The organism is Megasphaera sp. DISK 18 (assembly GCF_001682955.1).
Taxonomy (GTDB): Bacteria; Bacillota; Negativicutes; order Veillonellales; family Megasphaeraceae; genus Megasphaera; species Megasphaera massiliensis.
The window spans coordinates 1-25777 of record NZ_LUGJ01000040.1 but is presented as its reverse complement, the minus strand read 5'-3'; the positions used below and the strand labels follow the sequence as shown (position 1 = coordinate 25777).

24 protein-coding genes and 1 CRISPR repeat array are annotated in these 25777 nt (G+C 45.1%); of the genes, 21 read left to right on the top strand and 3 right to left on the bottom strand.

What is annotated here, in order from left to right:
* Positions 1 to 91 precede the first annotated feature (91 nt).
* From A0U42_RS09220 to A0U42_RS09205, 4 genes are all read left to right on the top strand, one after another.
* On the top strand, positions 92 to 1279 hold the full coding sequence (locus A0U42_RS09220; protein WP_083122500.1) for a TM1812 family CRISPR-associated protein: 1188 nt from the start codon (positions 92 to 94) through the stop codon (positions 1277 to 1279).
* 285 nt (positions 1280 to 1564) lie between these two features.
* Positions 1565 to 2265: direct repeats of the CRISPR family, unit length 36 nt; unit sequence GTCGTATTACCCAAATCCCCGTAAGGGGACTGAAAC.
* A 267-nt stretch (positions 2266 to 2532) separates the two neighbouring features.
* Complete coding sequence (gene cas2 / locus A0U42_RS09215) at positions 2533 to 2790, top strand: CRISPR-associated endonuclease Cas2 (RefSeq protein WP_065360731.1); 258 nt, start codon at positions 2533 to 2535, stop codon at positions 2788 to 2790.
* A 13-nt stretch (positions 2791 to 2803) separates the two neighbouring features.
* The gene (cas1, locus tag A0U42_RS09210) at positions 2804 to 3775 is read left to right on the top strand and encodes a CRISPR-associated endonuclease Cas1 (RefSeq protein ID WP_065360730.1); all 972 of its coding nucleotides are present in this window, start codon (positions 2804 to 2806) and stop codon (positions 3773 to 3775) included.
* 14 nt (positions 3776 to 3789) lie between these two features.
* Positions 3790 to 4527: a hypothetical protein gene (locus A0U42_RS09205; protein WP_065360729.1), complete on the top strand. Its 738-nt coding sequence runs from the start codon at positions 3790 to 3792 to the stop codon at positions 4525 to 4527.
* A gap of 270 nt (positions 4528 to 4797) precedes the next feature.
* Here the strand turns inward: A0U42_RS09205 and A0U42_RS09200 are convergent, their stop codons facing one another.
* Both A0U42_RS09200 and A0U42_RS09195 read right to left on the bottom strand, forming a co-directional pair.
* Positions 4798 to 6063 carry a hypothetical protein gene (locus tag A0U42_RS09200; protein ID WP_065360728.1) on the bottom strand — a complete coding sequence of 422 codons (1266 nt, stop codon included), beginning with the start codon at positions 6061 to 6063 and terminating at the stop codon, positions 4798 to 4800.
* 18 nt (positions 6064 to 6081) lie between these two features.
* The gene (locus A0U42_RS09195; protein WP_065360727.1) at positions 6082 to 6315 is read right to left on the bottom strand and encodes a hypothetical protein; all 234 of its coding nucleotides are present in this window, start codon (positions 6313 to 6315) and stop codon (positions 6082 to 6084) included.
* 384 nt (positions 6316 to 6699) lie between these two features.
* Between A0U42_RS09195 and A0U42_RS09190 the strand changes: the two genes are divergently transcribed.
* The 4 genes from A0U42_RS09190 (at position 6700) to A0U42_RS09175 (ending at position 11827) form a co-directional block, all read left to right on the top strand.
* Positions 6700 to 7161: a hypothetical protein gene (locus A0U42_RS09190; RefSeq protein ID WP_065360726.1), complete on the top strand. Its 462-nt coding sequence runs from the start codon at positions 6700 to 6702 to the stop codon at positions 7159 to 7161.
* A 125-nt stretch (positions 7162 to 7286) separates the two neighbouring features.
* Positions 7287 to 9527 carry a TM1812 family CRISPR-associated protein gene (locus tag A0U42_RS09185; protein ID WP_065360725.1) on the top strand — a complete coding sequence of 747 codons (2241 nt, stop codon included), beginning with the start codon at positions 7287 to 7289 and terminating at the stop codon, positions 9525 to 9527.
* 760 nt (positions 9528 to 10287) lie between these two features.
* Positions 10288 to 11043, top strand: a complete 756-nt coding sequence (locus A0U42_RS09180) for a hypothetical protein (protein WP_065360724.1) — start codon at positions 10288 to 10290, stop codon at positions 11041 to 11043.
* Between the two features lie 13 nt (positions 11044 to 11056).
* Positions 11057 to 11827, top strand: a complete 771-nt coding sequence (locus A0U42_RS09175; RefSeq protein ID WP_065360723.1) for a hypothetical protein — start codon at positions 11057 to 11059, stop codon at positions 11825 to 11827.
* 117 nt (positions 11828 to 11944) lie between these two features.
* Here A0U42_RS09175 and A0U42_RS09170 read toward each other — a convergent pair whose 3' ends face one another.
* Positions 11945 to 12226, bottom strand: coding sequence for a helix-turn-helix domain-containing protein (locus A0U42_RS09170; protein WP_065360722.1), 282 nt, complete (start codon positions 12224 to 12226; stop codon positions 11945 to 11947).
* A gap of 659 nt (positions 12227 to 12885) precedes the next feature.
* On the opposite strand from A0U42_RS09170, the gene A0U42_RS09165 reads away from it, so the two are divergent.
* From A0U42_RS09165 to A0U42_RS09090, 13 genes are all read left to right on the top strand, one after another.
* The gene (locus A0U42_RS09165) at positions 12886 to 13884 is read left to right on the top strand and encodes a hypothetical protein (protein WP_065360721.1); all 999 of its coding nucleotides are present in this window, start codon (positions 12886 to 12888) and stop codon (positions 13882 to 13884) included.
* A 145-nt stretch (positions 13885 to 14029) separates the two neighbouring features.
* Positions 14030 to 14458 carry a hypothetical protein gene (locus A0U42_RS09160; RefSeq protein ID WP_065360720.1) on the top strand — a complete coding sequence of 143 codons (429 nt, stop codon included), beginning with the start codon at positions 14030 to 14032 and terminating at the stop codon, positions 14456 to 14458.
* Positions 14458 to 16140 (top strand): N-6 DNA methylase, encoded by a 1683-nt coding sequence (locus tag A0U42_RS09155; protein ID WP_065360719.1) that lies wholly within the window; start codon positions 14458 to 14460, stop codon positions 16138 to 16140. Before A0U42_RS09160 ends, A0U42_RS09155 begins: the two co-directional genes overlap by 1 nt.
* 245 nt (positions 16141 to 16385) lie before the next feature.
* Complete coding sequence (locus A0U42_RS09150) at positions 16386 to 18515, top strand: phospholipase D family protein (protein WP_065360718.1); 2130 nt, start codon at positions 16386 to 16388, stop codon at positions 18513 to 18515.
* A gap of 12 nt (positions 18516 to 18527) precedes the next feature.
* On the top strand, positions 18528 to 19127 hold the full coding sequence (locus tag A0U42_RS09145) for a hypothetical protein (RefSeq protein ID WP_065360717.1): 600 nt from the start codon (positions 18528 to 18530) through the stop codon (positions 19125 to 19127).
* A gap of 70 nt (positions 19128 to 19197) precedes the next feature.
* Positions 19198 to 19554, top strand: coding sequence for an arsenate reductase family protein (locus A0U42_RS09140; RefSeq protein WP_255304158.1), 357 nt, complete (start codon positions 19198 to 19200; stop codon positions 19552 to 19554).
* A gap of 358 nt (positions 19555 to 19912) precedes the next feature.
* Entirely contained in the window at positions 19913 to 20719 is an 807-nt protein-coding gene (locus tag A0U42_RS09130) for an ADP-ribosylglycohydrolase family protein (protein ID WP_065360715.1), read from the top strand.
* Between the two features lie 764 nt (positions 20720 to 21483).
* Positions 21484 to 21927 carry a hypothetical protein gene (locus tag A0U42_RS09120; protein WP_065360713.1) on the top strand — a complete coding sequence of 148 codons (444 nt, stop codon included), beginning with the start codon at positions 21484 to 21486 and terminating at the stop codon, positions 21925 to 21927.
* A gap of 212 nt (positions 21928 to 22139) precedes the next feature.
* On the top strand, positions 22140 to 22526 hold the full coding sequence (locus A0U42_RS09115; protein ID WP_065360712.1) for a hypothetical protein: 387 nt from the start codon (positions 22140 to 22142) through the stop codon (positions 22524 to 22526).
* A 583-nt stretch (positions 22527 to 23109) separates the two neighbouring features.
* A complete protein-coding gene (locus A0U42_RS09105) occupies positions 23110 to 23634 on the top strand; it encodes a hypothetical protein (protein WP_065360710.1) in 525 nt (174 codons plus the stop codon).
* 305 nt (positions 23635 to 23939) lie between these two features.
* On the top strand, positions 23940 to 24326 hold the full coding sequence (locus tag A0U42_RS09100) for a hypothetical protein (RefSeq protein ID WP_065360709.1): 387 nt from the start codon (positions 23940 to 23942) through the stop codon (positions 24324 to 24326).
* A 123-nt stretch (positions 24327 to 24449) separates the two neighbouring features.
* The gene (locus tag A0U42_RS09095; RefSeq protein ID WP_065360708.1) at positions 24450 to 24920 is read left to right on the top strand and encodes a hypothetical protein; all 471 of its coding nucleotides are present in this window, start codon (positions 24450 to 24452) and stop codon (positions 24918 to 24920) included.
* A gap of 200 nt (positions 24921 to 25120) precedes the next feature.
* Positions 25121 to 25576, top strand: a complete 456-nt coding sequence (locus tag A0U42_RS09090) for a hypothetical protein (RefSeq protein WP_065360707.1) — start codon at positions 25121 to 25123, stop codon at positions 25574 to 25576.
* Positions 25577 to 25777 lie beyond the last annotated feature (201 nt).

Here is a 25777-nt window from a genome sequence, read left to right as displayed (position 1 = left end):
TGGCAGTGTTGGATATGTCTTATTTTATATAAAACAAGGGGTCTTGTGAACAGGAGTGTCCACAAGACCCCAACATTTATTATAGAACCTCATTTCCGGCGCCGATGAGTTCATCAACTTCGGCAGTACCCGTGAAATCACGGCCTACATGGAAGGCTCGAATCAGACCGCAGAAACCAAGATCCTCTTGCAAACGATGCGCGATTTTACCAATGCCGTGCGCATCTGCCGGACCGGAAAAATTGCGCCCTTGGCAGGCGAACTCCAAGAAGCCTTGCAAAACTTCGAGCGAGCCGGTGCCGTTTCCCTGCAGGAAAAGATTTTTCTGCGCATCTTAGCCATCTTTAAAATGGAATACGGATCCCTCCTGAAAAAAGATTTCATCAAACTCGATATCATTCGCTGGTGCGTCGAAAAAGGATACCTCCAGCAAGCCATGACCTTGTGCAGCGAATGGATTCCCGAAGCCATCGTCGACGCTCAGATTTTTACGCCTATCCGCCCCGTGATCCGGGAAGAATGTGAGCGACGGAAGCGGGACTATCAGAGCTGGCAGCATTATTTCATCAATACCTATACGCCGACGAACTCGCGCCGGAAGAATTCACCTCCCAGTGAAGAAGATGATTTGCGTAAGGTTATCTTGCGGTTTAGACAGAATGACAAGATGAACCGTATTGCCAAGCAATATCCTGAAGCGACGGCTAAATTAAAGCCCCTGTTGGATGACCTGTTTATTGCATCGAAGGTACTGGCAGATATGAAAAAAACAGGTATCGACGCCTTAGCGGTAAAGAAAATTTGCCCTAGAACGTATGATATTCTCCATTTTATGTATACCAAAGATGTGAATGCATCGTCCCAACTATCGGAGACGGACTATTTCAAGCGCCGCAAGTTGGAGCGTATCTGCAACTACTTAGCCTACGCACCGTCTGACGTGCTCCTCAAGCTGATACCGGCTGAAGCGGTACCGACGGAAGACGTCGAAAAGAACATTCCCGTTCCTATCGGACAAGTACCGAGACTATATTCCTCCGAGGCTGCCTGGAATATCCGACAGAAACAGTATCTGCGAATGATCGCTTACGGCATCGTTCAATATCGACAGCCGACGAAAGGGGCCTTAGAGATTCTGCACGATTACTTTAAAATCCGGGCAGAGCGAAACAATATCAATCACGCCAATGCCGAAGATACGATGTCGACGCAGGAAGTCAAAAATTTAGTATCGAACCTACTGCAGAGACTGGAAAATCATCTTTCGCCTAGGGGATGAATTCCCAGTGTGAAAGGGGCTTTGACCAATTGACAAGATAAGTCAAAAAAAAGTATACTAAATATAAATAAGGGTAATACGTTAGCCGAAAGAAAACCGATTTTGGGGCGAAAACCCCGGGAGGTTTGAAAATTTCAAAAACGGCTATAAATGGCGTAACTAAGGGAAAAAACGACACTGCCCAAATTTTATTTTTCACCCGGGTCCCCGAAAAAGGGGAAAAAAGCCCGAGGTTTGAAAAAATCGCCTGTGAGCCCAGTCAGGGAGCGGGTACTGAGGGACAGAGTCGTATTACCCAAATCCCCGTAAGGGGACTGAAACGACGTTAATCTTGAGTATTGGCGAATCAATCAGGAAACGGTCGTATTACCCAAATCCCCGTAAGGGGACTGAAACCTAGGCGTCTTGTTCGCGCATGAAAGGAGGTGATCCATCAGTCGTATTACCCAAATCCCCGTAAGGGGACTGAAACACAGGAGGTTTATTATGACTACATTATTTAATCGCGTCGTATTACCCAAATCCCCGTAAGGGGACTGAAACTGACGGCAAAGAACGCCGACGGAAGCTTTGACGTCGGAAGTCGTATTACCCAAATCCCCGTAAGGGGACTGAAACCGTACATATCTAAGCTTGTACGCTTCTTTTTCGGCGAGGTCGTATTACCCAAATCCCCGTAAGGGGACTGAAACGCGATAAACAGAATCCTTTCCTCGATCTTTACCGCTAGAGTCGTATTACCCAAATCCCCGTAAGGGGACTGAAACAAACAACGATAGAAATAGAAACGATAGAGAGGATAGCTGCGTCGTATTACCCAAATCCCCGTAAGGGGACTGAAACGTTGGCTTAAATACGCTAGTTATCTTACTTTATTAGGTCGTATTACCCAAATCACCGTAAGGGGACTGAAATGACTAATGCATCATCTTCATCAGCTACGTTTTGTAGTCGTATTACTCGAATCCCCGTAAGGGGACTGAAACCGCATAACAAGTTTAACCAGCAATACTAATAACGCCCGTCGTATTACCCAAATCCTCGGAACTAGATTTCTTTTTGGAAAAAAGGAGTTTGTGCCATAGGGGGACTGAAACCTCCGGAGAGACTATTTGCTTAATACGTACAAGAGCAGTTGTATTACCAAAATCCCCGTAAGGGGTCTGACAGGATAAGTGAAAACTTGTCCTGATTTTTTTATGTTTTTTTCAAGGTCATGGAGGTGGTACTATCGATGCGGTATCTTATTTGCTATGACATTGCGGATACGAAGCTTCGTACCCAAGGTCGCCAAGTATTTAGAAGGCTTTGCTTTCCGTATCCAGTACAGTGTTTTTATGTGCGAAAACACGGAGAAGGGTATGGCCGAAGTCCATAAGCGCCTCATTGTCTTGACACACGACGCTTCCAAGAAAACGATTCTTATCGTTCCCCTGTGCCGGAGCTGCGAAAGTAAGATGAAGACCATCGGAACGGCCATTGAAAGTGAAACGTATTGTATCATTGCCTGAAAGAAGGGATGTCATGAGTGTCCTCTACTTGCTCTCGTCCGGCAGTTACTTGCGGAAAATCAGAGATCGCCTGCTCATCGGCGGTGCCGATGGAAGTCATAAGAGCCTGCCCATTCAAAACATCGAGCAAATCGTCGTCAACAAGGGCGGCAAGATTACGTCAGAAGCTGTCTATGCCTTGTTAGAACATCGGATTCCCATCATTTACGTTGACTTCCGGGGACACGTTGTCGGTGTCTTAGGAAATCTGCCCTGCAGTTTGCAGCGGAGTTTCTGTCAAATGCAGTATTTTTCTCAAGAGCCGCAGCAGATTTTACTGGTTCGCAGCGTCTTGTCCGTAAAATTGGAAAATCAGCAAGCTCTCTTGAAGAGTTATGCGAAATCAAAGTATCATGATGATTTATTGAAATTAGCCAAGCAAATCGCCCGTTATGCCAAAAGAATTTCCCAAACAAATGACATTGAAGTGCTGCGCGGTCTTGAGGGAATTGCTTCGCGAACGTATTTTCAAGGCGTGCCCTTTATGATCGATACTGATATTTGGCCTTGGAACGGGAGAAATCGCCGCCCGCCAAAAGATCCGATCAATGCCATGCTCAGTTACGGGTATACGTTTTTAGAACGCGAAGTCCGCATTGCCATTGCCGGAGCGGGAATGGACTGCCGGCTCGGGTTCTTTCACAGTAATTCGGATACGAGGGATAGTCTGGTCTTTGATTTCATGGAACTCTTTCGTTCCAACGTGATTGACCGCTTCGTCTTTCGGGCCGCTAATTTAAAGATATTTTCGCCGGAACAATTTGAAACCTTAGCCGACGGATGCCGCTTTAAGGAAGAGGCCCGCCAGGTATGGATCTATCAATATGAAAAATATATGCAGGTCATTTCCAAGAACTGTCAGAATCAAACGCTGCGGGAATGGATTCGCTCACAAATCGAAGACTTTGCCCGCCACTTATTTACCGCTTCAGATACCGTTTTGTAGAGAGAAGGGATAGCATGGGAAAGGGGTTATTGAAAATGGCCGGTCTGGGTGTGAAGAAGGCATCGGAAGTCGGCCTTGATAAAGCTAAATCGGGAGTGAAGCATTGTCTGGAAACAAAGAAGCTCCTCGAGGAAAACCAGCGTCGCTGGCAGGCGGCAACTGAAAAATATCAACGGGAAGTCAGCCGCCTGTCCCTTATTATCGAAAAAACGCAGTCCCTAATCGGGCTCTGCAAACGCTATGGACTAACCGACGGGGAAATTCCTTATCCCATTGTTCATGCCTTAGAAAAAGAATTTCCGGACTGTAAACTTCAGCAAGACGGCTCTTTCTTATTTAAAGGCGCCGCAGCCGGAGCCCTTGCCGCCGTCTCTGCCTTGGGCGGAACGGCTGTCTTGGGGACGGCTTCGACAGGTACGGCCATTGCCAGCCTCCATGGCGCCGCAGCGGCCGGGGCAACCTTAGCCCATCTTGGCGGCGGATCCCTGGCAGCCGGTGGTCTCGGTATTGCCGGTGGTGTCGCCGCCTTGGGAACGACCTTTGCCGTACCGGCTATTGCTGCCGGCGGATACCTGTGGGATAAAAGTGTTCGCAAGCAGCATCTGAAAGTCGTGGCTTATGAAAAAGCCGTGGACGAAGAATGCCGTATATTACAGCAAATCTATCGCCGTTACGACGCCTTGAATACGAAATTAATAAATTGGCTGGCCCGGGAGCAATACAACCGGAGAATAAAAGGCGGCGCTGAATAACAAAAAAATCCCTGAGACTGCTGTATCAGCAAATCTTAGGGATTCAAACTATTTTGGCTTATAATGCAAAAACGCCCGTCGACACATGGTATCGGCGGGCCTTGTCTTTGGGGCATGAAAAAAGGAGCCAGCAACGGCTGACTCCCTTTTTCCTCCTTGGGCAAGGAGATGATAGTATGACCAAGTATGACTTCTTAACTTCATTATATCTTAAATTGATGAAGTTGTCGAGCCGTTTCCTTTATCTTCTATTCACCAAGCGGCAGGGGGTTAGCGCGGCAGCTCGATTTTTGTGAGGACTGTATCGAAATGAGACAACATGTTTTTGATATGTTCGTCCTTATGGAAGTCGATGGCCGCTGCCTGCAGCAGTTTATTCAGGCGGTCTGTAATGTATCCGAAGGCCGGTGTCGGCAAATTCATTTTTTGTCGCCAGAGGCAGTATTCGTTGGCCAAGAAGAAAAAGTACACACCCATGTAGGCTTTGCTCAGCTGAGTCCGCCGCGTTTTTTCGGGAATGGCTTTGATCAGGAACCATTTGGCGTATAAGGTGCCGAAGCGGTAGAAAAGATCGCGTGGCGAAATGGGATATTTCGACTCCCGAGCCAGTTTCTTCATATCGATGGAGCTGTACCGTTCGATGTCATAGGCATTTAATATGGTTTGGAAACAATGTTCGGCCTTTTCGAGATAGTCGAGGTTTTTAGCCGGCCGATATTTGGTAAGGTCGACCTGTTCCGGGTTCTTCAAGAATTCGTTGAAGATGGTCGTGTTTTCACCGTCTTCTGTTTGTATCGGCGAATAGGCGTTGTCGTAGACGGAGTTCTCGTACAGGCGTCCCAGTGTATAGAGTGATTTGATGTACACGTTATAAGCGGCATCCAAATCCTTCTTTTTTTCGAGGGCAGCGTACAGCGTTAACACCCGCATCATATCAGCGATGGCTTGACGGCGGACGGTGTAAAAAGACAAGCCGAGGGTGTCGATGATGGTGCTGCCTGAGGCAGATCTTGGCGCGAATAAGACTTCACTCCAAGCTTTACCGCGGCGATAGCGGGCTTTTATTTCGGATACGGGCGGAAGCAGGGGGAGATTGAACAGGGTATCATAGATTTCGGTCATGTTCTTAAAGCACTCGAGGAGGCTAACGTTGTTCATCTGTTCGATTTCTTTTTTATTGACGCCAAAATAGGCAATGATGTATTTATAGAAGACGTAGGCCATGGACTGCAGGGCCATAATGTTTTTTTCGTCGATGCTTAAGATCTGCCGATACAAGGCAATGGCATGTTGGAAACAGTCATTGGCTTCTTGGACGTTAAATTCCCGTTTCTTTCCCGGTACTTTTTTCTTTATCACGCGAAGATTGCTGAGCTGACCGTAGGCGATGGCTACATTTAATAAGGTCGGGACGTCTTTCTTTTTTGTCATTGCTTGAATTTCCGGCGACACCATACTTGTCGTGCAGTCGGCTGCTTTTAAAATGCCATGCCAATTATCCTCACTGATATGCTTTTGAATTGCGGCGGTATCCATGATCCGTCACCCTCCTTTCTAATGGTTCGCAGCGTACATGACGGCGTCATATTCCGTTTCGAACAACAGACCGATCGATTTCTCTGTTTTTAAATCGACGAGCACGATGTATTCCCGGACGTCTCGCGCTGCCTGGGCTAAGGCTTCGTCAGGCGTCTTGTAGATTTTCGTTGACGATGGGGATTGTTCCGGAATCCGAAACCTCGATTCGATCCGGTATCGTTCGTTCCATGCTTCTTTTGCTGCTACCATGTAAGATCCACTCCTTCGTTATTCATATCACCATTATATCACAAAATTATATACACTTGGAATTGCGTGACCGCTGATTTTGTCCAAACAGCACCGGAACAATCGGCTTAACTGTCTGATTGAGACGGGATTTGACTTATTTGACAAGAGATGGTGGAAAACGTATACTGAATATTAATAAGGGTAATACGTTGACGGCTTCATTGCCTAATTCCTCGTAAGGGGACGGATACGGTGACTACCCCAAGATTCGTGCCACGGCTACTGCGTTGTATTACCCGATTCCCCATAGGGGGACTGAAAAGACCTCCCGATGTAGGAGCCGCTTCCTATGTCCGGAGGTTGTCGTGTCTTTATTTCGTCTGAGAAGGGAGTGGAAAGGTCATGGGAACGTCCTTTACGAATGATATTATCCTGATAGAAGAGCGATATACCTTTAATTTCTCCGATTGCACGATTACCAATTTAAAAGACTTGGCAGAGACTGCGTCCTTTAAAGAAGCCTGCGAGATATTTCCCCGTCCTCAAATCACTTACGCCGACAAAGCGAAACGGATTGAAGTCGCCTCCGGCGATAAAAAGACGGTGGCCCATATCTATGACCATCGAATCGATCTTATCTATGTGTACGACGAACCGCGGCTCGAGGAAAATGGCCTCTTTGGCCGTGTGAAGGAAATACGGGTCTGGTCCTTTTTTGAATCCTTTCGAAAACGACTGCTGGCAGAAAAGGTATTGACCTTCGGACCGCCGAAGGGACCGATGGCAATCGAGGCCGAAGTTCCGGGCCGTAGAAAAGAAAGGCATACGCCGGGGCATCACATGTATTCTATTGAGTTTATGTGATGTCTATGGCGTTTGGCCTTGGCATCTTTCCTGAATGAAGCCGCGATATTTTGAAAATGACTTCGCTGATCTTGTCGTGACCGTGACGACGGAGGCCGAAGTCTGCCGTAAAGGGGAATGAATCGATGAAGCATATCATGCTGCTGTTTTTAAGTGAAGTCCACCTGAATCCTGACCGTACCTTATCCGTTTCTCGTTATAACAACCCCGATGGGACGATGATATACTGTGTTCAGACCAACGAATCGGCCGTTCGCCGGACTGCCGATGTATTACAAAAGCAGGGGGAGCGCCTGGACTGCCTGTTCTACTTTTCCACGAAGCGGACGCAGGAAGAAATATGCTATATCGACGACGTCGGCGATGAGCGTACGATGACCCATGAGGACCTATTCCTCGAACGGATTCGATCCTTTGCCGCCCACTGCATCCGTATCGATTACGATGAACGGAGCCAGACTGAGGAAAGTATCCGGCAGGTCCTCAAGATGGCCGATACCATCCGGCTCTTCATGGATGAACTGTCGTGGAAGCCGGAAGAGGTGGCCCTTCATGCCGATTTCACCGGTGGTTTTCGCCATGCCTCGATGATGATGCTGTCGGTCATGCAGCTCTTGAAATACCGCGGCATCCGGACGATGGGCGTCCTTTATTCCAACCGCTATGAACAGCAGGTCGAAAACGTCAATGATATCTACCGTATGTTCAACCTCATTTCCGGCGCCGACGAATTCATCAATTTCGGCAGCACCCGTGAAATCATGGCCTATATGGAAGGGGCGAAGCAGACGGCAGAAACGAAGATGCTCCTGGAAACGATGCGCGATTTTACCAATGCCGTCCGCATCTGCCGGACCGGGAAAATTGCGCCCTTGGCCAAGAAACTGCAGGAAGCCTTGCGTAACTTTGAACAGGCCGGTGCCGTTTCCCTGCAGGAAAAAATCTTTCTGCGCATCTTGGAAGTCTTTAAATCGGAGTACGGGTCCCTCTTGAAAGAAGATTTTACCAACTTCGATATCATCCGCTGGTGCGTCGAGAAGGGATACCTCCAACAAGCCATGACCTTGTGCAGCGAATGGATCCCCGGTGAAATCGTAAGCCGGCGTATTTTTTATCCCCTTAAAGATTCCATCATCGCCGACTGCAATCGTCAAAAAGCCAATTACCAAACGTGGCAGCAGCATTTCGTGAATGGCTATATGGCCGGGAAATGGAAGGGAGCCGGTCAAGTTTCCTTAAAAAAAGACAGCGAAACGCCGGCCAAAGAAGCCCGTAAAGTTCCTTCAAAGGAAAAAGAAAAAGCGTCCTTGAAAAAAGATCTTGAGTTTCCACGGAAGGAATATCGCAGACTTACCTTCAAGGGGTACCGTGTCGTGTCCCGGAAACAGTATTGGCAAGAGCGATTGAGACCGGCCGATTGGGAGCGACAGGAATCACGGATGCGGACCATGGTCAGAGTCTTTGAATGCTCCGGGAGAGTCGCTTCCGTCTCGAAGTTTTTCAAGGATGATGCCGAGTTTATGGTGCCTTTGCTGGAAGAATTGAATGCCGGCCATCGAGCTCTCTTCGATTTGAAAAGAGGTCGGCTAACAGAGGCGCAGCTACAAGAAAATTTGCCGAGAATCCATGCTACCTTATGGGCCATGTACCGCCAAGCCGCAGAAGATCCGGACTTTCATCAGACGGCGGAGGAATACTTTAAAACCCGTGCCATGGGGGACGTCTATGAGTTCCTGAAAATGGCACCGTATGAATTGTTTCAAGTCCTGCTGCGGTTCAATGAAGGGGGAGAAGATGACCTGCCTTCTGAAGAAAAGGCCGCTGACGAAACGTTAGAAAGCAACCTCTCCTCCGGGCGTGAGGAAACTTTTGAAGGCGACGTAATTTCCGGGATGGAGGAAAGTTCGAGAGACGCTACGATTTCCACAGAACGCCTGCTTGAGGAAGCGTCAGAAAATAATCGGCTATCTGAAGAAAAGCCGTCTGATGAAACTTCGGAAAAGGACGCTTTTTCGAAGACGACTGAGATTCTGGAAGACGATGCGATTTCTGGGGAGAACTTGACCGATGAATGCTTAGAAGACGAGTATATTCATGACGGAAATATTCCCGGCATCCATATGAGCGATGATCGGTGGCACAACCGTCAAGTTCATTACTTCCGCATGATCAATAACGGCAGCGCCGATTACAGACGGCCGGCTAAGACGACCTTGGAAATCCTCTACACCTACTTCCAAATCCGGATGGAACGGAATCGCATCAACCATGCTAATGACGAAGATTCCTTGTCGACCGAGGCGATAAAAGACATGGTCCTCGACTTGCTGCGGCAAATGGAAGACATCGATGGCATTAAATCGTGAGGGGATAGCGACTTTGACCAATTGACAGAATAAGTCGAAAAAAGTATACTAAATATAAATAAAGGTAATATGTTAGCTGTAGGAAAACCGGTTTTAGCGGGAAAAACCAGACGACTCCGTTCCCAGAGCGGGTACTGGGGGACAGAGTCGTATTACCCAAATCCCCGTAAGGGGACTGAAACTCAGGCGACTAACCTAAGATTCGCGCCAGTGATACTGCTATGTCGTATTACCAAAATCCCCGGAGTTAAATTGACTCCTTTTAGAAAAAAGGAGCCTGTTCCATAGGGGGACTGAAACTCGTCGTAGTGGGTGTGCACAAACCAGCCGGCCTCAAGTCGTATTACCTAAATCCCCGTAAGGGGACTGAGACTATTTACTTAGTACGTACACCAGCATTGTCAGTACATCGTATTACCCAAATCCCCGGATTTAATTGGACTCCTTTTTTAGAAAAAGGAGTTTGTTCCATAGGGGGACTGAAACCTCCTAGGTGATTAGCCAAGGATTCTCGCCAGTGCGATTATTATGACGATTAGTAAGCAGGAAGTGAAACAACCTCCGGATGTAGGAGCTGATTCCTATGTCCGGAAGTTGTTGTATTGCTTGACTTTTTGTCTCAAACAAGATATACTAATCGAAGCCGAATGATTGACTGTTTAGGCGCATGTTTTAGAACTATTACAAAGAATGGTTCTATACGTGCGCCTTTTTTGCGTACTTTTTGCCATTCTTGTCTTTTCCGACAGGAGGTATGCAAATGTTTACTCGTTATTATTTCGAGGGTCCCGGGTATGAGATTTTCCCGCTGCGGACCCGCCTCAACGACATTTTCCAAACTCAATCTCATCTGATCCTTGAAAAAGATGCTGACCGCCATGGGCTCAGCCGCATATGGGAGGCCTTGCAGGGGCCCGAGGATATCCTTCCCAAAGGATTTGTATGCAGCGACATTCACCCTGACGCCTGCCGCCAGCTGCGTAATGGCAAGTGGGCCATGGAAGTGCAGGTGGACGGCGACAGCTGCCTCGACCTTTGGGACCTCATGCTTCGCCGGTGGGCTCCGCACTGCCGTTACTATTATTTGGACTATGGCTGCGGGTGTGAGTCCAATGACCTGAAGCACCGCTATTTTTCCAGCGATTATATCGTCAAAGCCTGGATTTCACCGTATACGCCGGAGCGGTTGCGCCGGATCTTCACACAGCATACGGTCTATCTTCAATACGATTACAAAGCTAATTTCTTCTACAAATCAAAGCCCCCACACATCACCCGTTACGCCCATTGGCAGCGGGAAGAGCTGCGTCAGGAACTTCTGACCTTGGTCCCGCATCCGGAGCTGTCCATGGACGACTTGGTCGACGTCGTATATTCGAAGCTGATGACGTCGCGGATGACCGGGCTCTTTGAAACGTTCATTCACATTTTCCGGATCCATTATCTGGAACCGGACCACCACCGTTATTTCATCCCCGCTTTGGAAGAGCTTCGCCAAAAGGGGAAACTTCGCTGAAAGGAGACATACCATGGCCAATAATTGTTACACTAAATATCGTTTTGAAGGGCCGGAGGCGGAAATCCGGTATATGGGAAACCGCCTGCTGGAAACCTTCGCCCGCCACCCCTTTGAAGAGGCCGATGCGGAAACTCGCTACTACTCCAGTAAAGAATATTACGAACAGAACTTTTCCCATATCGTCGACGCCCTGTACCCCGGCACGGAAGGCGGTCGCGGTGCCGTAAGGGGAAAAATCACGGAAGAATCGTACCGCAGCCTCGGAGACGGGACGTTAGTCCTGGCCTTCGAGACGAAGTCGGCCTACGTTCCGGAAAATATCATATGGGATGAAGTCCTGAGGCAATGGGCCCCCAACAGCCGTTATTACTACTACGCCGAAGAACTTGCCCTGGAGGGCGCCTGGACCAATGACGTCTACCGGAAATATTTCCCCTGGGATTACGTCGTCTACGCCCGGGTAGAACAGCCCATGCCGGACGTCATCTTCGACTTCCTGACAAAAAACGCCGTTTTCCGGGAAGACCAGTACGCCATGCACGCCACCTACTGGCGTAAGGACGAGCTGCGAAAGGCCCTCCTGAAGCTTCTGCCTCATCCCGAATGGAGTACAGACAATCTCATATACGTCGCCCGGAAAGAGCTGGAACGCTTTGCCGAAGCCCAGAACATGTGGATCCAGTTCTTCACCATCAGCCATCACTTGGAGGACGAACCGGAACTCTACAGTGAGGAAGACTACGAACGAGCCTCATCCGGAAGGAAACCCGATTGGGAATGAAGGCAAGTATAGAGAAATACCGTCGCAGCCGAAACTGTGACGGTGTTTTTTTTATCCTATATCGAAAGAGAAGCCCTCAAATCGGGAATTCCGACTTGAGGGCTTGGTATTGGTATGCTATGAAGCAGCGACGGTTAATTTCAATTTTAAATCGAGAGCCTGTATAATCTTGATTAGCGTATCCAACTTCGGCCGCGTTTTCATCGTTTCAATGCGAACGACAGACGATTGAGGAATCTCGCAGCGATCGGCCAGTGCACGTTGGCTGAGACCCAGTTCTTGCCGCCGTTTGATAAGAGCAGCGATAATAGCGGCAGCTTCCTCGATTTCTTCCATATTCCTTTTATCTTGGTCACTGATATCTTTCACATGATGTTTATAATCTTCCCATGTCTTCATGGCTGTTCCTCCTTCCGGCGCAGATAATCATCGCGACGGGCTTAGATCGAATCATGTCTTAGGCTATGATAGCATGCTTGCTATCACGATTCAATAGCGACGGAGAACTTGAGACCTTCCATTTACTTTAGGAATAAGATAGAAGAGATTTGAATTTCCCGAAAAGAATCATCGAGGAAAATCAAGTGTCCGGCAGGATTTTGACGCTATCATATAGAAGATATCACTTATGGAAATGTGACTCTTTAACGGATCGTCCCCGTGAAGAGAACGGAAAAAGAACGATAGCTTCATGGAAATAAAAAATAGAAGAAGCATACCGGGAAACATCATGGCAACAGGGCCCCTCAGGATACGTCCGAAACCGCTCTCGATATCGCTTCTTCTACTAATAATATAGTACGTGAATAGAGACGGTGTCAACGGAGAAAGATGACATCGTGGAGTTTTCGAAAGGAAGGGACGGACGATGTTAATCGTAGCGCCGATAAGTTGGCTCTATGAAAAAGAGTTGGCCAATCTGTTTGAACTGATTGACACGGATTCCCGCATGCAAGGTTTATAGAAATAGAAAAACAATACGCCAAGAGTGACCGTTAAAGAACATCGACAGAGAACTGATTTCGGTTTTGATGATTTTGGAAAGCGAGAGGTGTCTCATGGATAGAGATAAATTGTCTGTTCCACAAAATACGAGTCTGCCATTTTTTGCCTATGGCTTTTTTAAGCCGAATGAATTAGCTTACAACCAAATTAGTCCATATAGTGAAGGTCAGGCCGAAGAAGCCTATGTTTATGGTCGTTTTTATGAAAAAGACGGAGTACCTATATTACGGCTTGATGATCGAGAAAATGAACGAAATAAAGTAATGGGAGCTATCATAACATTTAATCGCTCGAAGCAGGAAAGGGCGTATAAGGTCATTAGCGACATGGAGCCTCCAGCGCTATATCGATGGGAACCTATTAGAGTCTTTCAAAAAGGACAGAAAAAATCGGTTAATATCTTGGTATATTCTGGCAATGATATGATTAATGAGGAAATCCCAGGTGCTGAGCCCATTGAGGGATATCTAGCGGATTGGAGATGTCGTGACGATCCTTTAATGGGGGAAGGCATGAACTATTTGCGTCGAATGTATTTCAATGTGTTGGTAGAATGCCGATGGGGTACGAAAAATGGGATTCCCATACTTTCAGAGTCCCTTTACGAAAATATTTTTCAAATGCAGATGGCCTATGTTTTCTTATGGACCATTATGGATCGATATAAATCGCTGAAATATGGTTTAGATTTAAAAATTGGAGATGGCAATAGAAAACTCGAATCCGACGACTATTGGCAAGATGCGATACGGCAAATAAAAGTTATATTACGAATTAGGCCAATCGATTTAATCAGAGGAGGGATTAACAGTCGAGAGGTGTCACTTAGAACAAAACTAATGGGTAGATTCTATAGTATTCGCTGTAACGCCGTTCATCGTGGAAAAGTAGTCCCTAATGATGCAAAGATATTAACCCAGGCTTTTTTGTTACTGTATCCCATCGTGTCGTACATTATTACTTGTGATGTGCATCATGAAGAGAGGGAAGCTAAAAAGCAGTTGGAAGTAGATTGCCGAGCAATCCGTTCGGTTTTCAGATTAAAGAGATAAGCAGTCTTTTCGACTGCTTGTTTTTCACTACTTTTATAAAAGGTTATTAAAAACCATTTGATAATATAGAAAAATATGTTACAATATGATTAAAGAAAGATAGAAAATACTACAAACGGATATTCATCGAAGGGAGTCGATAATTATGGCTGGTTTTGACAAATGTGTGTTCTTTGGTCATGCAGGTTACGACGGGATCAATGGTATCGAGCTTGAATTGTGGCGCGGTGTTTCCAGCCGCATGTGGTTTGAAGTGGCTCGGGGCTTTAAGCGTCGGGGACAGCGGGTTGACGTCATCGTCCCCAAGGGACCGAATGATCCGGATATGATTCTCGATGCGGCCATGGCTTTTTATCCCCAGGTCTTTGAAGATGTGCCGGGTTATACTCGCATGTATGAGTCGTTAGAACCTCGTTCGTATTTGGACTTCGATATGAACGAAGGCGTGCCGGCAGATTGGGCTGCCGTCCGGGAATTGGCTCGGCCGGTGTTCCGTCAGTTGACGATCTATGAAGCCGACATGCGGCCCTTGCAGGGCGTTCATCCGGTCTATTTGAAAAGGGGGGATGTGTGATGCAGCGGGTCAGGGAGTATCGTTATATTGTCAAAGAGATGATGCAGGCCGACCTTGAGCGGCATGACGGCATTGACGAGTTGGCCTTTTTCGCCCTCGTCTTATGGCTTCAGCAACGGCAGTCGGCCGATGAATTGCTGGCCTATTTGGACGAAGGGCCATGGGACGGGACGGTGCGGACTTATTTGAAGGGAATCTTTTCCCGCTACAGCTCGATCCTCTTCGAGGCGGCAGAAAGCCTCCGTGAAAACGATGTGGCCGACATCCTGGCGTCGCTGCCGTTCTATCGGTCCCTTTCGTTCACGGAAACACCGGCCGGCGTGACCTCCTTGGCCGGACGTCTTCTGCAGTTGCAAGAGGGCGACAAACTGGCCGACCTTTGTTCCGGCTTGGGTGACTTTGCCTTGGCCTCGTGCAAGGCCTTTCCGGGGATTACCTGTACGGCTGTAGAAAAAGATAAGAAATCCTATGTCGGCGCCGTCCTGCGCACGGTCTTGGCCGAACTTCCGATTACCCATATTTGCGGCGACGTACTGGAACCGGCGACCATCGCCAGAGGCAAAGAGCCGAATAAAATCTTTTCCCGCGTTCCCGCTCGGCCACGGTACCGGGATCTGGCCGATCAAGTCCGCAATTATCCGGCTTTGAGCTCCTTCTTTTTCGGGGAAAAGCGCAGCGTTTCGGCAGAATGGGTCTTTGCCGTCGTGGCTGCCATGAGGCATGCCCCGGCCGGGCGGGCCGTCGTCATGATGCCGGGCAAAGGCTTATATAATAATGTCGACAGAGAAGTCCGTCAGGAATTCCTTCGCCGCGGCTGGATCGAAGGGGTCATCGCCTTGCCGGAACGCCTGCTCGGTAACAGTGCCATCGGTTTTTACCTGCTGGTCCTCAGTGAAAACAACGAGAGCGTTCGCATGGTAGATGGGACGAGTTTTTTCAAGGCCGAACGGCGGCAGAACGTCTTGACCGATCAGGATGTCGAAAGCATCCTCGCTTGTTACGATACGGATACGGAACAGAGCTGCCGCCTCTCCATGGCCCAGTTGGCCGCTAATGGCTATGTGTTGGAGCCTCAGCGCTACCTGACCAAGACCGATCCCCGTTTGGAAAAGGCGTGGACCGTCGATGACGTGTGCACCGTGTCGCGGGGCTTCGTGACCGGTGCCGGCCTCTTGGACGAATTGGTCATTTCGGAGCCGACGGCCTATCGCTATCTGATGGTCCAGGACCTTGAAAACGGCCGCATCCGCACTGATTTACCCTACTTAAAAGAATTGCCTGAGCGAGGGGAAGCGGCCTGCCTGCAGCAAGGCGACATCCTCTTGTCAAAAATGGCGCCCTTTAAAACGGCCTTGGCCGACGACGTTCAGGATGAACAGGTGCTGGTGACGGGCAACGTCTATATCCTGCGCTGCCAGGATGATGCCATTGAACCGGCCTACCTCATGCTTTACCTGCAAAGCGCCTTGGGCTTGAGTGAACTGAATTACTGGGCCAAAGGCAGCCATATCCAAAACATCGCTATCGGCGACCTGCGGAAAGTCCGCATTCCCATCTTGTCGAAAGAAAAGCAAAAGGCCATGGCTCAACAGTATCGAAAATTAGCCGAGGATATGAAAGAAGCGGAGGAAAAACTGTCAGCCATCCGACAGAAAATGAGCGGGTTATTGGATGATGCGTGAAATTCCGCCCCGTAAGATCTTCCGGCGTCGGTAGTGAAACAAAAGTGATTCAGTAAATGTTACCGTGCCTTTATGGTAAATGGTCCCCCTAACGTCAGATTGATTCAGATCCGATGTTAGGGGGCTTTTTTATATGGATGCAGGTCTGATTTTCTGTCTAAAAATAATTGATTATTTTTTAGACGAATGCTATACTTTTCGTGATGTATCGAAATCGTAAGTCCAACTTAGAAAGGAGTGCCTCTATGGCCGAAGATAAGGGAATAGAATTCGAACAACCGCAGCTCTCTTTGTTCACTGACGATGACAGTACCGTAAACGACGGTGCTGTGAAGGAAAGCGCTGTAAAGAAGCCTGCTTTGCTGCGCTGTTATAAGAACCATCTGGTAAGTGTTGAACAGATGTCGGTCCATGATTTATTCAACGGGTTTGATGAAATCAGGGTCATCACCTTTTCATATGATGTCGCCATGATTGATTGGCTCATGAAAAAATTCAAATATGGGGAAATCCTCCTCGGTGCCGATTTTATGGTAAAGAAAGATACGAAAACGGCGACTAAAGTAGCCGAGATTTTGGCAGGGGCCGACGTTGCCGCCCGGGAAATCCGGAAATACAGCAACTTAGTTCAAAACATGTTAGACGGCAATCTGGTCATCCACAGCTCAATCAATGTCTTGGACCACCGGAAATTATACCTCCTTCGCAGTGACGACGGACGGACCCGGGTCATCACGACGTCGGCCAATATGACTCGCAAAGCCTGGTCCGCCGACCAAATGGAGAACGTCGCTTTTTATGATGAACCGAATGCTTATGAGGCCTACTTCAAGGAATTCCGGACGGCGTGGAAGATGTCAGCCGACATTCCTTATAAGGTCGTTGCTGCCGAAGAGACGGACAGCCCCAAAGACGCCAATGCCGTCTTAAAGAAAGTCGTGGAAACGAAGAAGGCCGTCATCCTGCAAACGCCGGCAGAAGACGAACAGATGGTCCTCACCAACTATCAATACGTCATGGGCGAAGATCAGGCCAAAGAAAAATATATTGAGCTCTTGAAGGATACCGGTGTCCGGGCGGCGAAAGACGGCGTCATCAAACTCAATGCCAAAATCGTCGAAAAGATAGAGGTCAATGCGCAAAAAGCAAGCATACGCAAAACCGATATCAAACAGATTGTCGAAAAGTATCCGCAAATCACCTTCGACTATAACAATTCGTCCTTGAACATTTCCGGAGAAACGGTGAATCTGAATCCGCCGGAAGCGGAAGTGAAGTCCGAAATCGAAGATCTGCTGGCGATTTTTGAGAAGTATAATTCCTTCGTCGGCACGGCCCCGGAAAAGCAAAAAGACATTTACTATAAGCTCTTAAATGCCATGTTTGCCTCGCCCTTCTTTGCTCGCCTTCGCTGCGAAGCCAGACTGATTAACAAGGGTACGACCAGTCTGCCCCTGTATCTTCTCATTTCTTCCAGCCATTCCAGTACGGGGAAATCCTTTTTCGTCAAAGCCATCTTGAAATTAATGACGGGCAAGAAGAACCTGCGAGTCCTGGCGGCCAAGGAATGTCCCAGTAAGACTGCCGTCGCCTTGCAGGTAGAAGGCAAGGGCGTCCCCCTGTTCATCGATGAAATCGATAATGCCTACCTGGCACATATGAAAAAGGCCATCAAGACGACGGAACAGATCTGTGAAGTCCTGCAAAACGATACGGTGCCGCTGCTTATTTTTGCTTCGAATGATGTCACCGATCCGGATATGCAGCTCCGCAAGCGAATGATTTTTCTCGATCCCGAAGGGACGATTCCCTCCGATGCCGACCAAACGGCTTGGCTTTCTGCCGGCAACAGTCTGATTTCAAGGCTGGGAAATGGGTTATATTGTGAATATATCCGACGCATGATTCCTAAAATATGGACCGTCATCGATCAGATGCAGACCGACGAAGGGGCTGCCCTTCCCGATGATTGGTATCCGGACATCATGCCCTTGTCTTCAGAAACGCTGCTCGAAATCCTACACGATTTTGGCTTTGAAACACCGGATTACTTCAGAAGACTCACTTGGCGAGACGATTTTGCGGAAAATGCCTCGTATATCACGGCCGACGCCTTCCGGGAAATCAGAGAGATGTACGCATCGAATAAAAAGGCCTTTGAAATCGATCAAAACACGGTCACGATTGAAACGGGTTCTGATAAAGCCAGCATGCGCCGCCTTCAGTCCTGGGCCGCCGTCATGCCCGTAGAGGTAATGAAAGAAGCCCCCATGTGGACCAAGACGGGCTGGATGATCGTCTTCCATCGAGATGAATTGGAAAAAAGGATCGGCATTCGCTTCAAAGGTTCGTGGTATCGGAAATTTTTTAAATAGGGAGTGGAGGTGATGAGCGTGAGACGCCTCTATCTATACAAAAAATTTTCCGAAGACGGCGTGGCGGTCCGGGATGCGGCAGCCCATATTGCTGGGGCTGACGATGAAGTTTTCGTCGTAACGGAACATGACCGTAAGCACGAAGAACTCGATAAGGTCATCGAAAGGGGCCAGGCTCATGATATTCTCTTTATCGAAGGCATGGATGATTTGGGACAAACGGCAGAAGATACGATTAAAAGGCTGCGGAACATTATGGAAAAGGGCATCTGTCTCGTTTCTTGTGACTTGAAAATGACATATGAACACGGATTGGAACTGAACCAAGCCATCGTCGGGACGATCATTGAAATGCTTGAAAAAACACTAAAAACGGACCATCCCTTGGTACTTCGTCCGCGAAATGCCGGACGGCCCAGCATTGACTTTCCCGACGGTTGGGATGAGAAATATGACGATTGGAAAGGCGGGAAACTTTCTTCCAAAGCCTTTATGGAATGGTCGGGGATGAAAAAAGCGACCTTCTACAATAAGGTGACAGAATATAGCGAACTCTTAGAGGAAGAAGAAAGATACCGTAAGGCCATTAAAAGGGCCGGCTGGAATCGATAACCTCTTTATGATAGGTAGCAGGAATTTCTGAAGGATTTGTCGAAATTATTAGGTATGTGAGGTGATACTTATGAGTGAATTGACATTTGTATGCTATTCTCGTTGTTCTACCTGCAAGAAAGCGGAAAAATGGCTGGAAGCCAACGGCGTGTCCGTGACCGTGCGCGACATCAAAGGCGATAACCCGACGGCCGAAGAGCTTCGCGAGTGGCACAAAAAGAGTGGATTGCCCCTCAAACGGTTTTTCAATACCAGCGGTCTCAAGTATAAGGAATTGGGACTCAAGGATAAACTGGCCGACATGAGCGAAGACGAACAGTATGATCTTCTGGCGACAGACGGTATGCTGGTCAAACGTCCCTTATTAGTCGGCGACGATAAGGTATTGGTAGGATTCAAAGAAGCCGAATGGCAAGATAATCTATAATAAAGATGAGCCTCCGTGCTGCGAGGCTCATTTTCGCATGCCCTCATCGAGGGGGAGCTTCGGTCCGGGGAGACGATGGAACAAAACATCATCGTCTCCCGGAAGGAAGGCTGCCGCTCGAATCTAAGAAAAAAGTTCACAAAGGCCGGGCCTCGTGGAAAGGCGAATGGGGATATGGCTTTTGTGGACGGCGATGTTGGAAGATGCCAACCGGTTCGGGCATTCAGGAAATGCTGCGGCTGCCAGCATTTGAGTATGACAGCCCTTTTCATGCGAGATCCCATGGAAAAACTATGGGAGTCATCGCAGGGAGGGACGGCTATTTTAGCACAGTACAGAAGATTCGTGAGGTGATTTCATGTTAGGCGCAATCATAGGAGATATCGTCGGTTCACGTTTTGAATGGCATAACATTAAGACCAAGGAGTTTGAATTATTCAGCTATAAGTCCCGGCCGACAAACGACAGCATCATGACGCTGGCCTTGGCCAAAGCAATTTTAGACAGTAAGGATGATTATAGCGATTTGGGCGACCTTTCCGTAGACTATATGCAAAGTCTGGGGAGGAAATATCCGAACTGCGGCTACGGCGGCCGCTTTAAACACTGGGTATTCGCCGTCGATCCCAAACCCTACGGCAGCCTGGGAAACGGGTCGGCCATGCGTGTCAGTCCGGCAGGCTGGGCGGCTCGAAATCTGGATGAAGCAAAACTACTGTCCCGGAAAATCACCGAAGTCACCCATGACCATCCCGAAGGATTGAAAGGGGCCGAAGCCACCGTCGTGGCAATCTACATGGCCCGAAACGGCGCCGGCTTAAAAGAAATCAGAGACGTCATCGATAAAAACTACTATCCCATGGACTTCACCCTCGATGCCATCCGACCGACATATAAATTCGATGCCACCTGCCAGGGAACCGTGCCCCAAGCCCTCATGGCCTTTTTTGAATCGAATGATTTTGAAGACGCCATCCGCAACGCCATCTCCATCGGCGGCGACAGCGATACCCTGGCTGCCATCTGCGGCAGCGTAGCCGAAGCCTATTATGGCATTTCCGAAAAACTGAGAAAACAGACACTGATGTTTTTAGATGAAAGACTCCTGAAAATCCTGCTCGATTTTGAAAAGGTCTATCCGCCGATTATGGAAAAACGGGTGTAAGCGTTTCTGCAGCGCAATGAATAGTGAAACTAAGCTCCCTTGTTGAAAAGCGAAAGCAACCAAACGATCGAACTCAAATCATTTTATTCTTGAAATTAAAAGCTCTGCAACTCGTATGAACACGCGGCTTGCAGAGCTTTTTCATTTTCGGGCAGCTGTTACTTAGTTATAATGAGAGAGAAGGTGAAAACGTGATTTCTATTAATCAATATACAATAATAAAAGCAGTAATTTATATCGTCATTTTTTTTAATATTTTTTTGATGCAACATAAGAAAAATATTTTTGATATTTATGAAAGGACTACACTTACCGAGTTTATAAAATCTATTTGCTGCGTAGTTTTATTGGGGTTGCTAAATGTAGCTGCATATATTTTTCGATACCTATATTTAGAGAACAACTTTTTTAGCCCAATTTTAATGATTTTTCAAATTGTCATTAGCTATGGATTTGAAATCTTATTAATAACGTCTTGGTTGCGGTGTTTTTACATGTCTGAAAAAATACACTTAGGATATGTTTGTATAGCCCTATGGATACTATCTCGTTTCATTGAAGAAGCTCCAGTTTTTTTCCTTTTTCTATCCATTACAGTGATTTGTGTTTTATTATTACGAAAACACAATAAAACAGATTCTTTAAAAACTTAAAAGATATAGATTGTTAGGGATGCAGAAACCGATATGAAATCCAAATTAAAGAGTCTTACTTAGAAAATGATCAAAAAAGAAATGAAGTAAAGAAAACGGAGATGAATACAAATGGAGCACATTAATCTTTTGATAGCGTCTCAAAATGGATGGGGATCTTTTTTGAGAATAGCAGTTACGGGCATTGCCATGGTGGTTTTTCTTTTGGGGCTTGGGAAAAAAATTTTGCGAGATAAAAAAGTGAATTATAAAGAGCGAATTTTTAAGCTCAGTTCATATTTGTTCCTTTTGGTTGGCTCATTAATCATGTATTGTTCAATGTTAGAGATTATTCAATCTATTTTTATTTTACTATTCGGAGGTGCGTTTTTTGGCATAGGAATGATATTATTAGGATATGGTATCAAATATGAAAACAAGGAATTAATCAAGATAAATGACGTAAAGCATAAGAGTTCTTATAAGCCTTTTTTTATTTTTGGTGGGATTATTGTAATCTTGATGTGTATGTTTATGGTAGTCTTCTGGATCAAGCAAAATGCGGTAGTATTATAGGAAAATATTCATGATTACAACGTTGATGACAGTACGTTCGTCATGGCAGCCGGTCGAGATATTAGCCTGATTTGTCAGGCAGAATGATATAACCGTGAAGCAGGGGATAATGTGACGACGGGATTGTCGGAATCGGAGTAGGGATACTTTCATCTGTTGAATCAAAGTCTTATACAGAAAGAGAAAAAACGAAGAAAAGGAGGGGAATCAAAATGAGTTCAAGAGAAATCGTATTTTTAATTGGCTTGGTGATAATGATCTGTCACATTGTAAAGGCCTATATTTTAAAGATTCGATTAACCCCTAAGGAAAAAATACTACTGGAGTATACACCTAAAAAGATTTTTCTTCTGGTTAATATTGGATTTGTCTTTTCTTTATTAAATATGTTTTACGTAATATTCATGAATCCCAGTGCAGAATATCAAGACTGGTCTTATTTTTGTATGGTTAGCTTATTATTTCTTTGGTATGCGACTTGTGTTTTGGGAAGAAGACGGTATTTAAAAGCTACTAAACAAGACATGAAGGAGTTTTATTTTCATATAGCTGTGTTAATTAGCTATGTCAGCTTTTTTGGATTTTTATATTTTACCTAGAACCTTATGAAGGCTGTGAGATGCTGAACGATCAGATTCACGCCATGAAATAGGGGTATCGGGGTAGTTAGGGATTCCCGCTCATTTAAGCAGGAATGGAAGAATATAGAAAATTGTTTTGCAGCACTAATAAACAGCATTTGATTTATTAAATTGATGAGGGGTTCTACATGATTTCACTTCATGACATAAAAGACGGACTAATCATTTTTGCATTCGTAGGATATTTTGGATGGGGCGTAGTCAAGGTATTTCGTAAAGATTTTCGAAAAGAATTTTTACATCGTTATCAATACAGCGTCCCCTTTATTGGAGGTTGTATTATTTCAGGAATCTCATTGCCCGGGCTTATTTTCTCCTTTTATTATTTTATTGATTATGCACTATGGATAATGCTTTTGGTGTTTTTGGGAGGTGCTATTCTAGTCTATGGAAGAGGAAAAATCTAAAGAGCTCATTGGGGATGCAAAAGATATGCTTAAGTACATCATCATACTTGCATTTGTACTTATTTTGAAAGAGTGGGTTATTTAAAAGGTAAACCGTCCTCTTAAATGGACTGCTACCTTAGGAGCGTGATAATGTGTACGTTTATAATGATAAAATGAATAAATGGTTGTACGACTTTAAAATCGAGTCCCAAATGACAGTAGATAAAAATTCACACTTTTTTCCATTAATTCAGAGAGAGTTTTATCAGATAAATGATTGTGTTTTTCTTCTTAGAAATAAAACAGATTTAAAAAGAATGAAAAACTTTTCAACTTCTGATTGGGAGCGAATTTTAAAGTTTCATAAGGATAAAACAGGCTATGAGTGGTGTATTAATGATTTATCTGTTAACGATTTTTATTATAAAGAACTATACAGTAAGGAAGAACAAAAAGATATGTTGTCAGTTGCTATGAATGTATTGGAAATATGGGGAAATAGGTTAAAAGAGAATTTTCCCGATAAAGTGTTTTGTTTATATTTATCAATTACAGAAGATCCATTTTTTTTAAATTTACGTTTTCATACTTATCGGGAAGAAACTGAATTCATATGGGGAAAAGGGGTAAATGAAATTGATAAAATTGAGCAACCCGTGCTGCTCAGACTGGTATAAAGAAATGAGGATATCAAAGGATTCTGCTAAATATTTACTATCATTTTATTGGTACTTATTTTAAAGAAATGGTTTATTTAGAAATTGTGCACCGTTTTTTAGATCGTGAGAGGTGCCTTTTAAGTAAGCATTTGAAAAAATGTAATGTCCATCGTCTGTGTTGTAGAGAATCAGTTGGGCAAATTCAAAGAATAGAAAGCGGATGCGATGGGGGATAGAAATTGGAGAGTTCTATTGGAGTAGGGACGGGTGTGTCTAAATTCTTATAAAGAGAGAGAAAAAACTAAGAAAAGGGGTGAATCAAAATGAGTTCGAGAGAAAGCTTGTTTTTAGTTGGTTTGGTGATGATGATATTTTATATTGTGAAAACCTATATTTTAAAGGTTGGATTAAATCCTAAAGAAAAAATACTTCTGGAATATACGCCTAAAAAGATTTTTCTTCTGGTTAATATTGGATTTGTCTTTTCTTTATTAAATATGTTTTATGTAATATTTATGAATCCAGGTACAGAATATCAAGACTGGTCCTATTTTTGTATGGTTAGCTTTTTATTTCTTTGGTATGCGACTTGTGTTTTGGGAAGAAGACGGTATTTAAAAACTACTAAACAAGACATGAAGGAGTTTTATTTTCATATAGCTGTGTTAATTAGCTATGCCAGCTTTTTTGGATTTTTATATTTTACCTAGAACCTAAAGAATAGAAAAAGGCATACGGTTGGAGAAAATAGTCTGCATACATCTCCTCATATCAATTACGGTACCAGAAATGGTAAAAAGGGCATCATTCCTAGTAAAGAGGTAAATGAAAATATGGATTTTGAAGCGTTCAAAAATAGAGTGAAAATACTGGAACCGTCAATTACTGAAGAATACAGGAAACAATATATTAATACTTTTGTTGATACTACTTGTGAATACTATAATAAAATAAACCAATTAAAATTATTTTCTGATGGATGGTGTTATACAGGATACTTATGGGATTGTCTAAAAAGGCCTCAACAGATTAATTGGGCTAAAATCATGTCGTATCAAAATTGTTTAAAAGATATTCTTGTTTTTTGGGATATTCATTCTTGTGACCGTATATTAATTCCAGACTATTGGAAATTCCCTAAAAATGCTTGTTTAGAATTAACTTTTAACGATCTATGTAGTGATAGAAAGTTTCTACCGGAAGATTTATATATTTTCGATAGATCTTTTAAATGGACTATCGTGCTTACTCATGAAATAAATCGAGAAAATCAGCCGCTTTTCTTACAATCCGGATCAATTTAATTGAAGGAGTAGTTTGATATGGCATTTTTTATATCATAGTATTAAGGTAATTCTTTAAGCGACTGGAGTATTGATTTCATATATTTATGGAGTGCACATTGGCGTGACTGTAATCCATTAAATTATTGAGAGGTAGAAAATCATGGTAATGATTTTATTGAAGCAGTGCCAATAAAATCTTTTTAGAAAGTGTGAAGAAAATGATTACTGTATCTATGAAAGAGTTGTCTTGGGGGATTACTTTTTTTGTGACCATCATGATCTTGGTGGTGGCAACGTATAAAAACAGTCGATGGAGCATATTAAAGAAAATAGATATAAAATCGTACCTAGCAGAGTTTCTAGTTGCAATACTGTTCAGTATTTTATCCTTTGTAGTGATGTACATAAATTATGTGTATTGTGACAATCTCCTTGCTAAATCATTTTTACTTGTTTTACAGGAGGTGTGTGATATTTTCTTTGAAACTATTGCTATATCGATGTGGTTCCAACGATTCAATGTGTTTGCACCTAAAATCATATCTGCTTTTATCGTAGCAGGTTGGTGTTTTGTGGAAGTAACTCAGATTATTTCTAGTACTATTATATTTTTAGTTATTTCTTTTGTAGGGGTGATTGGCCCTTACTGCATTCGAACAATAAATAGGAAATAGCTGGCATTACTTTACCCTAATGCAAAAAAGCCGCATCGTGAAGCGATGCGGCAAAAGGCGTTTAATTTCTTTCAGGAAGTAAGTTGTATAGTTTGACATAAGACATGGCCGTGCCATTTCCGTGACGATTTGCTTGGTACATAATCAGGACGATCTTTTTGGTCTTGATAAGGTATAATATTTTTCGCAAAATAAATAAAG

Bases quoted from the DNA above. Each gene is read 5' to 3' on its own strand.
- A0U42_RS09120 (WP_065360713.1), top strand. From the start codon at position 21,484: ATGGAGCACATTAATCTTTTGATAGCGTCTCAAAATGGATGGGGATCT.
- A0U42_RS09140 (WP_255304158.1), top strand. From the start codon at position 19,198: ATGAGTGAATTGACATTTGTATGCTATTCTCGTTGTTCTACCTGCAAG.
- A0U42_RS09145 (WP_065360717.1), top strand. From the start codon at position 18,528: ATGAGCGTGAGACGCCTCTATCTATACAAAAAATTTTCCGAAGACGGC.
- A0U42_RS09205 (WP_065360729.1), top strand. From the start codon at position 3,790: ATGGGAAAGGGGTTATTGAAAATGGCCGGTCTGGGTGTGAAGAAGGCA.
- A0U42_RS09170 (WP_065360722.1), bottom strand. From the start codon at position 12,226: ATGAAGACATGGGAAGATTATAAACATCATGTGAAAGATATCAGTGAC.
- A0U42_RS09150 (WP_065360718.1), top strand. From the start codon at position 16,386: ATGGCCGAAGATAAGGGAATAGAATTCGAACAACCGCAGCTCTCTTTG.
- A0U42_RS09190 (WP_065360726.1), top strand. From the start codon at position 6,700: ATGGGAACGTCCTTTACGAATGATATTATCCTGATAGAAGAGCGATAT.
- A0U42_RS09090 (WP_065360707.1), top strand. From the start codon at position 25,121: ATGATTACTGTATCTATGAAAGAGTTGTCTTGGGGGATTACTTTTTTT.
- A0U42_RS09165 (WP_065360721.1), top strand. From the start codon at position 12,886: ATGGATAGAGATAAATTGTCTGTTCCACAAAATACGAGTCTGCCATTT.
- A0U42_RS09155 (WP_065360719.1), top strand. From the start codon at position 14,458: ATGCAGCGGGTCAGGGAGTATCGTTATATTGTCAAAGAGATGATGCAG.
- A0U42_RS09200 (WP_065360728.1), bottom strand. From the start codon at position 6,063: ATGGATACCGCCGCAATTCAAAAGCATATCAGTGAGGATAATTGGCAT.
- A0U42_RS09180 (WP_065360724.1), top strand. From the start codon at position 10,288: ATGTTTACTCGTTATTATTTCGAGGGTCCCGGGTATGAGATTTTCCCG.
- A0U42_RS09185 (WP_065360725.1), top strand. From the start codon at position 7,287: ATGAAGCATATCATGCTGCTGTTTTTAAGTGAAGTCCACCTGAATCCT.
- A0U42_RS09095 (WP_065360708.1), top strand. From the start codon at position 24,450: ATGGATTTTGAAGCGTTCAAAAATAGAGTGAAAATACTGGAACCGTCA.
- A0U42_RS09195 (WP_065360727.1), bottom strand. From the start codon at position 6,315: ATGGTAGCAGCAAAAGAAGCATGGAACGAACGATACCGGATCGAATCG.
- A0U42_RS09160 (WP_065360720.1), top strand. From the start codon at position 14,030: ATGGCTGGTTTTGACAAATGTGTGTTCTTTGGTCATGCAGGTTACGAC.
- cas2 (WP_065360731.1), top strand. From the start codon at position 2,533: ATGACATTGCGGATACGAAGCTTCGTACCCAAGGTCGCCAAGTATTTA.
- A0U42_RS09100 (WP_065360709.1), top strand. From the start codon at position 23,940: ATGAGTTCGAGAGAAAGCTTGTTTTTAGTTGGTTTGGTGATGATGATA.
- A0U42_RS09130 (WP_065360715.1), top strand. From the start codon at position 19,913: ATGTTAGGCGCAATCATAGGAGATATCGTCGGTTCACGTTTTGAATGG.
- cas1 (WP_065360730.1), top strand. From the start codon at position 2,804: ATGAGTGTCCTCTACTTGCTCTCGTCCGGCAGTTACTTGCGGAAAATC.
- A0U42_RS09175 (WP_065360723.1), top strand. From the start codon at position 11,057: ATGGCCAATAATTGTTACACTAAATATCGTTTTGAAGGGCCGGAGGCG.
- A0U42_RS09115 (WP_065360712.1), top strand. From the start codon at position 22,140: ATGAGTTCAAGAGAAATCGTATTTTTAATTGGCTTGGTGATAATGATC.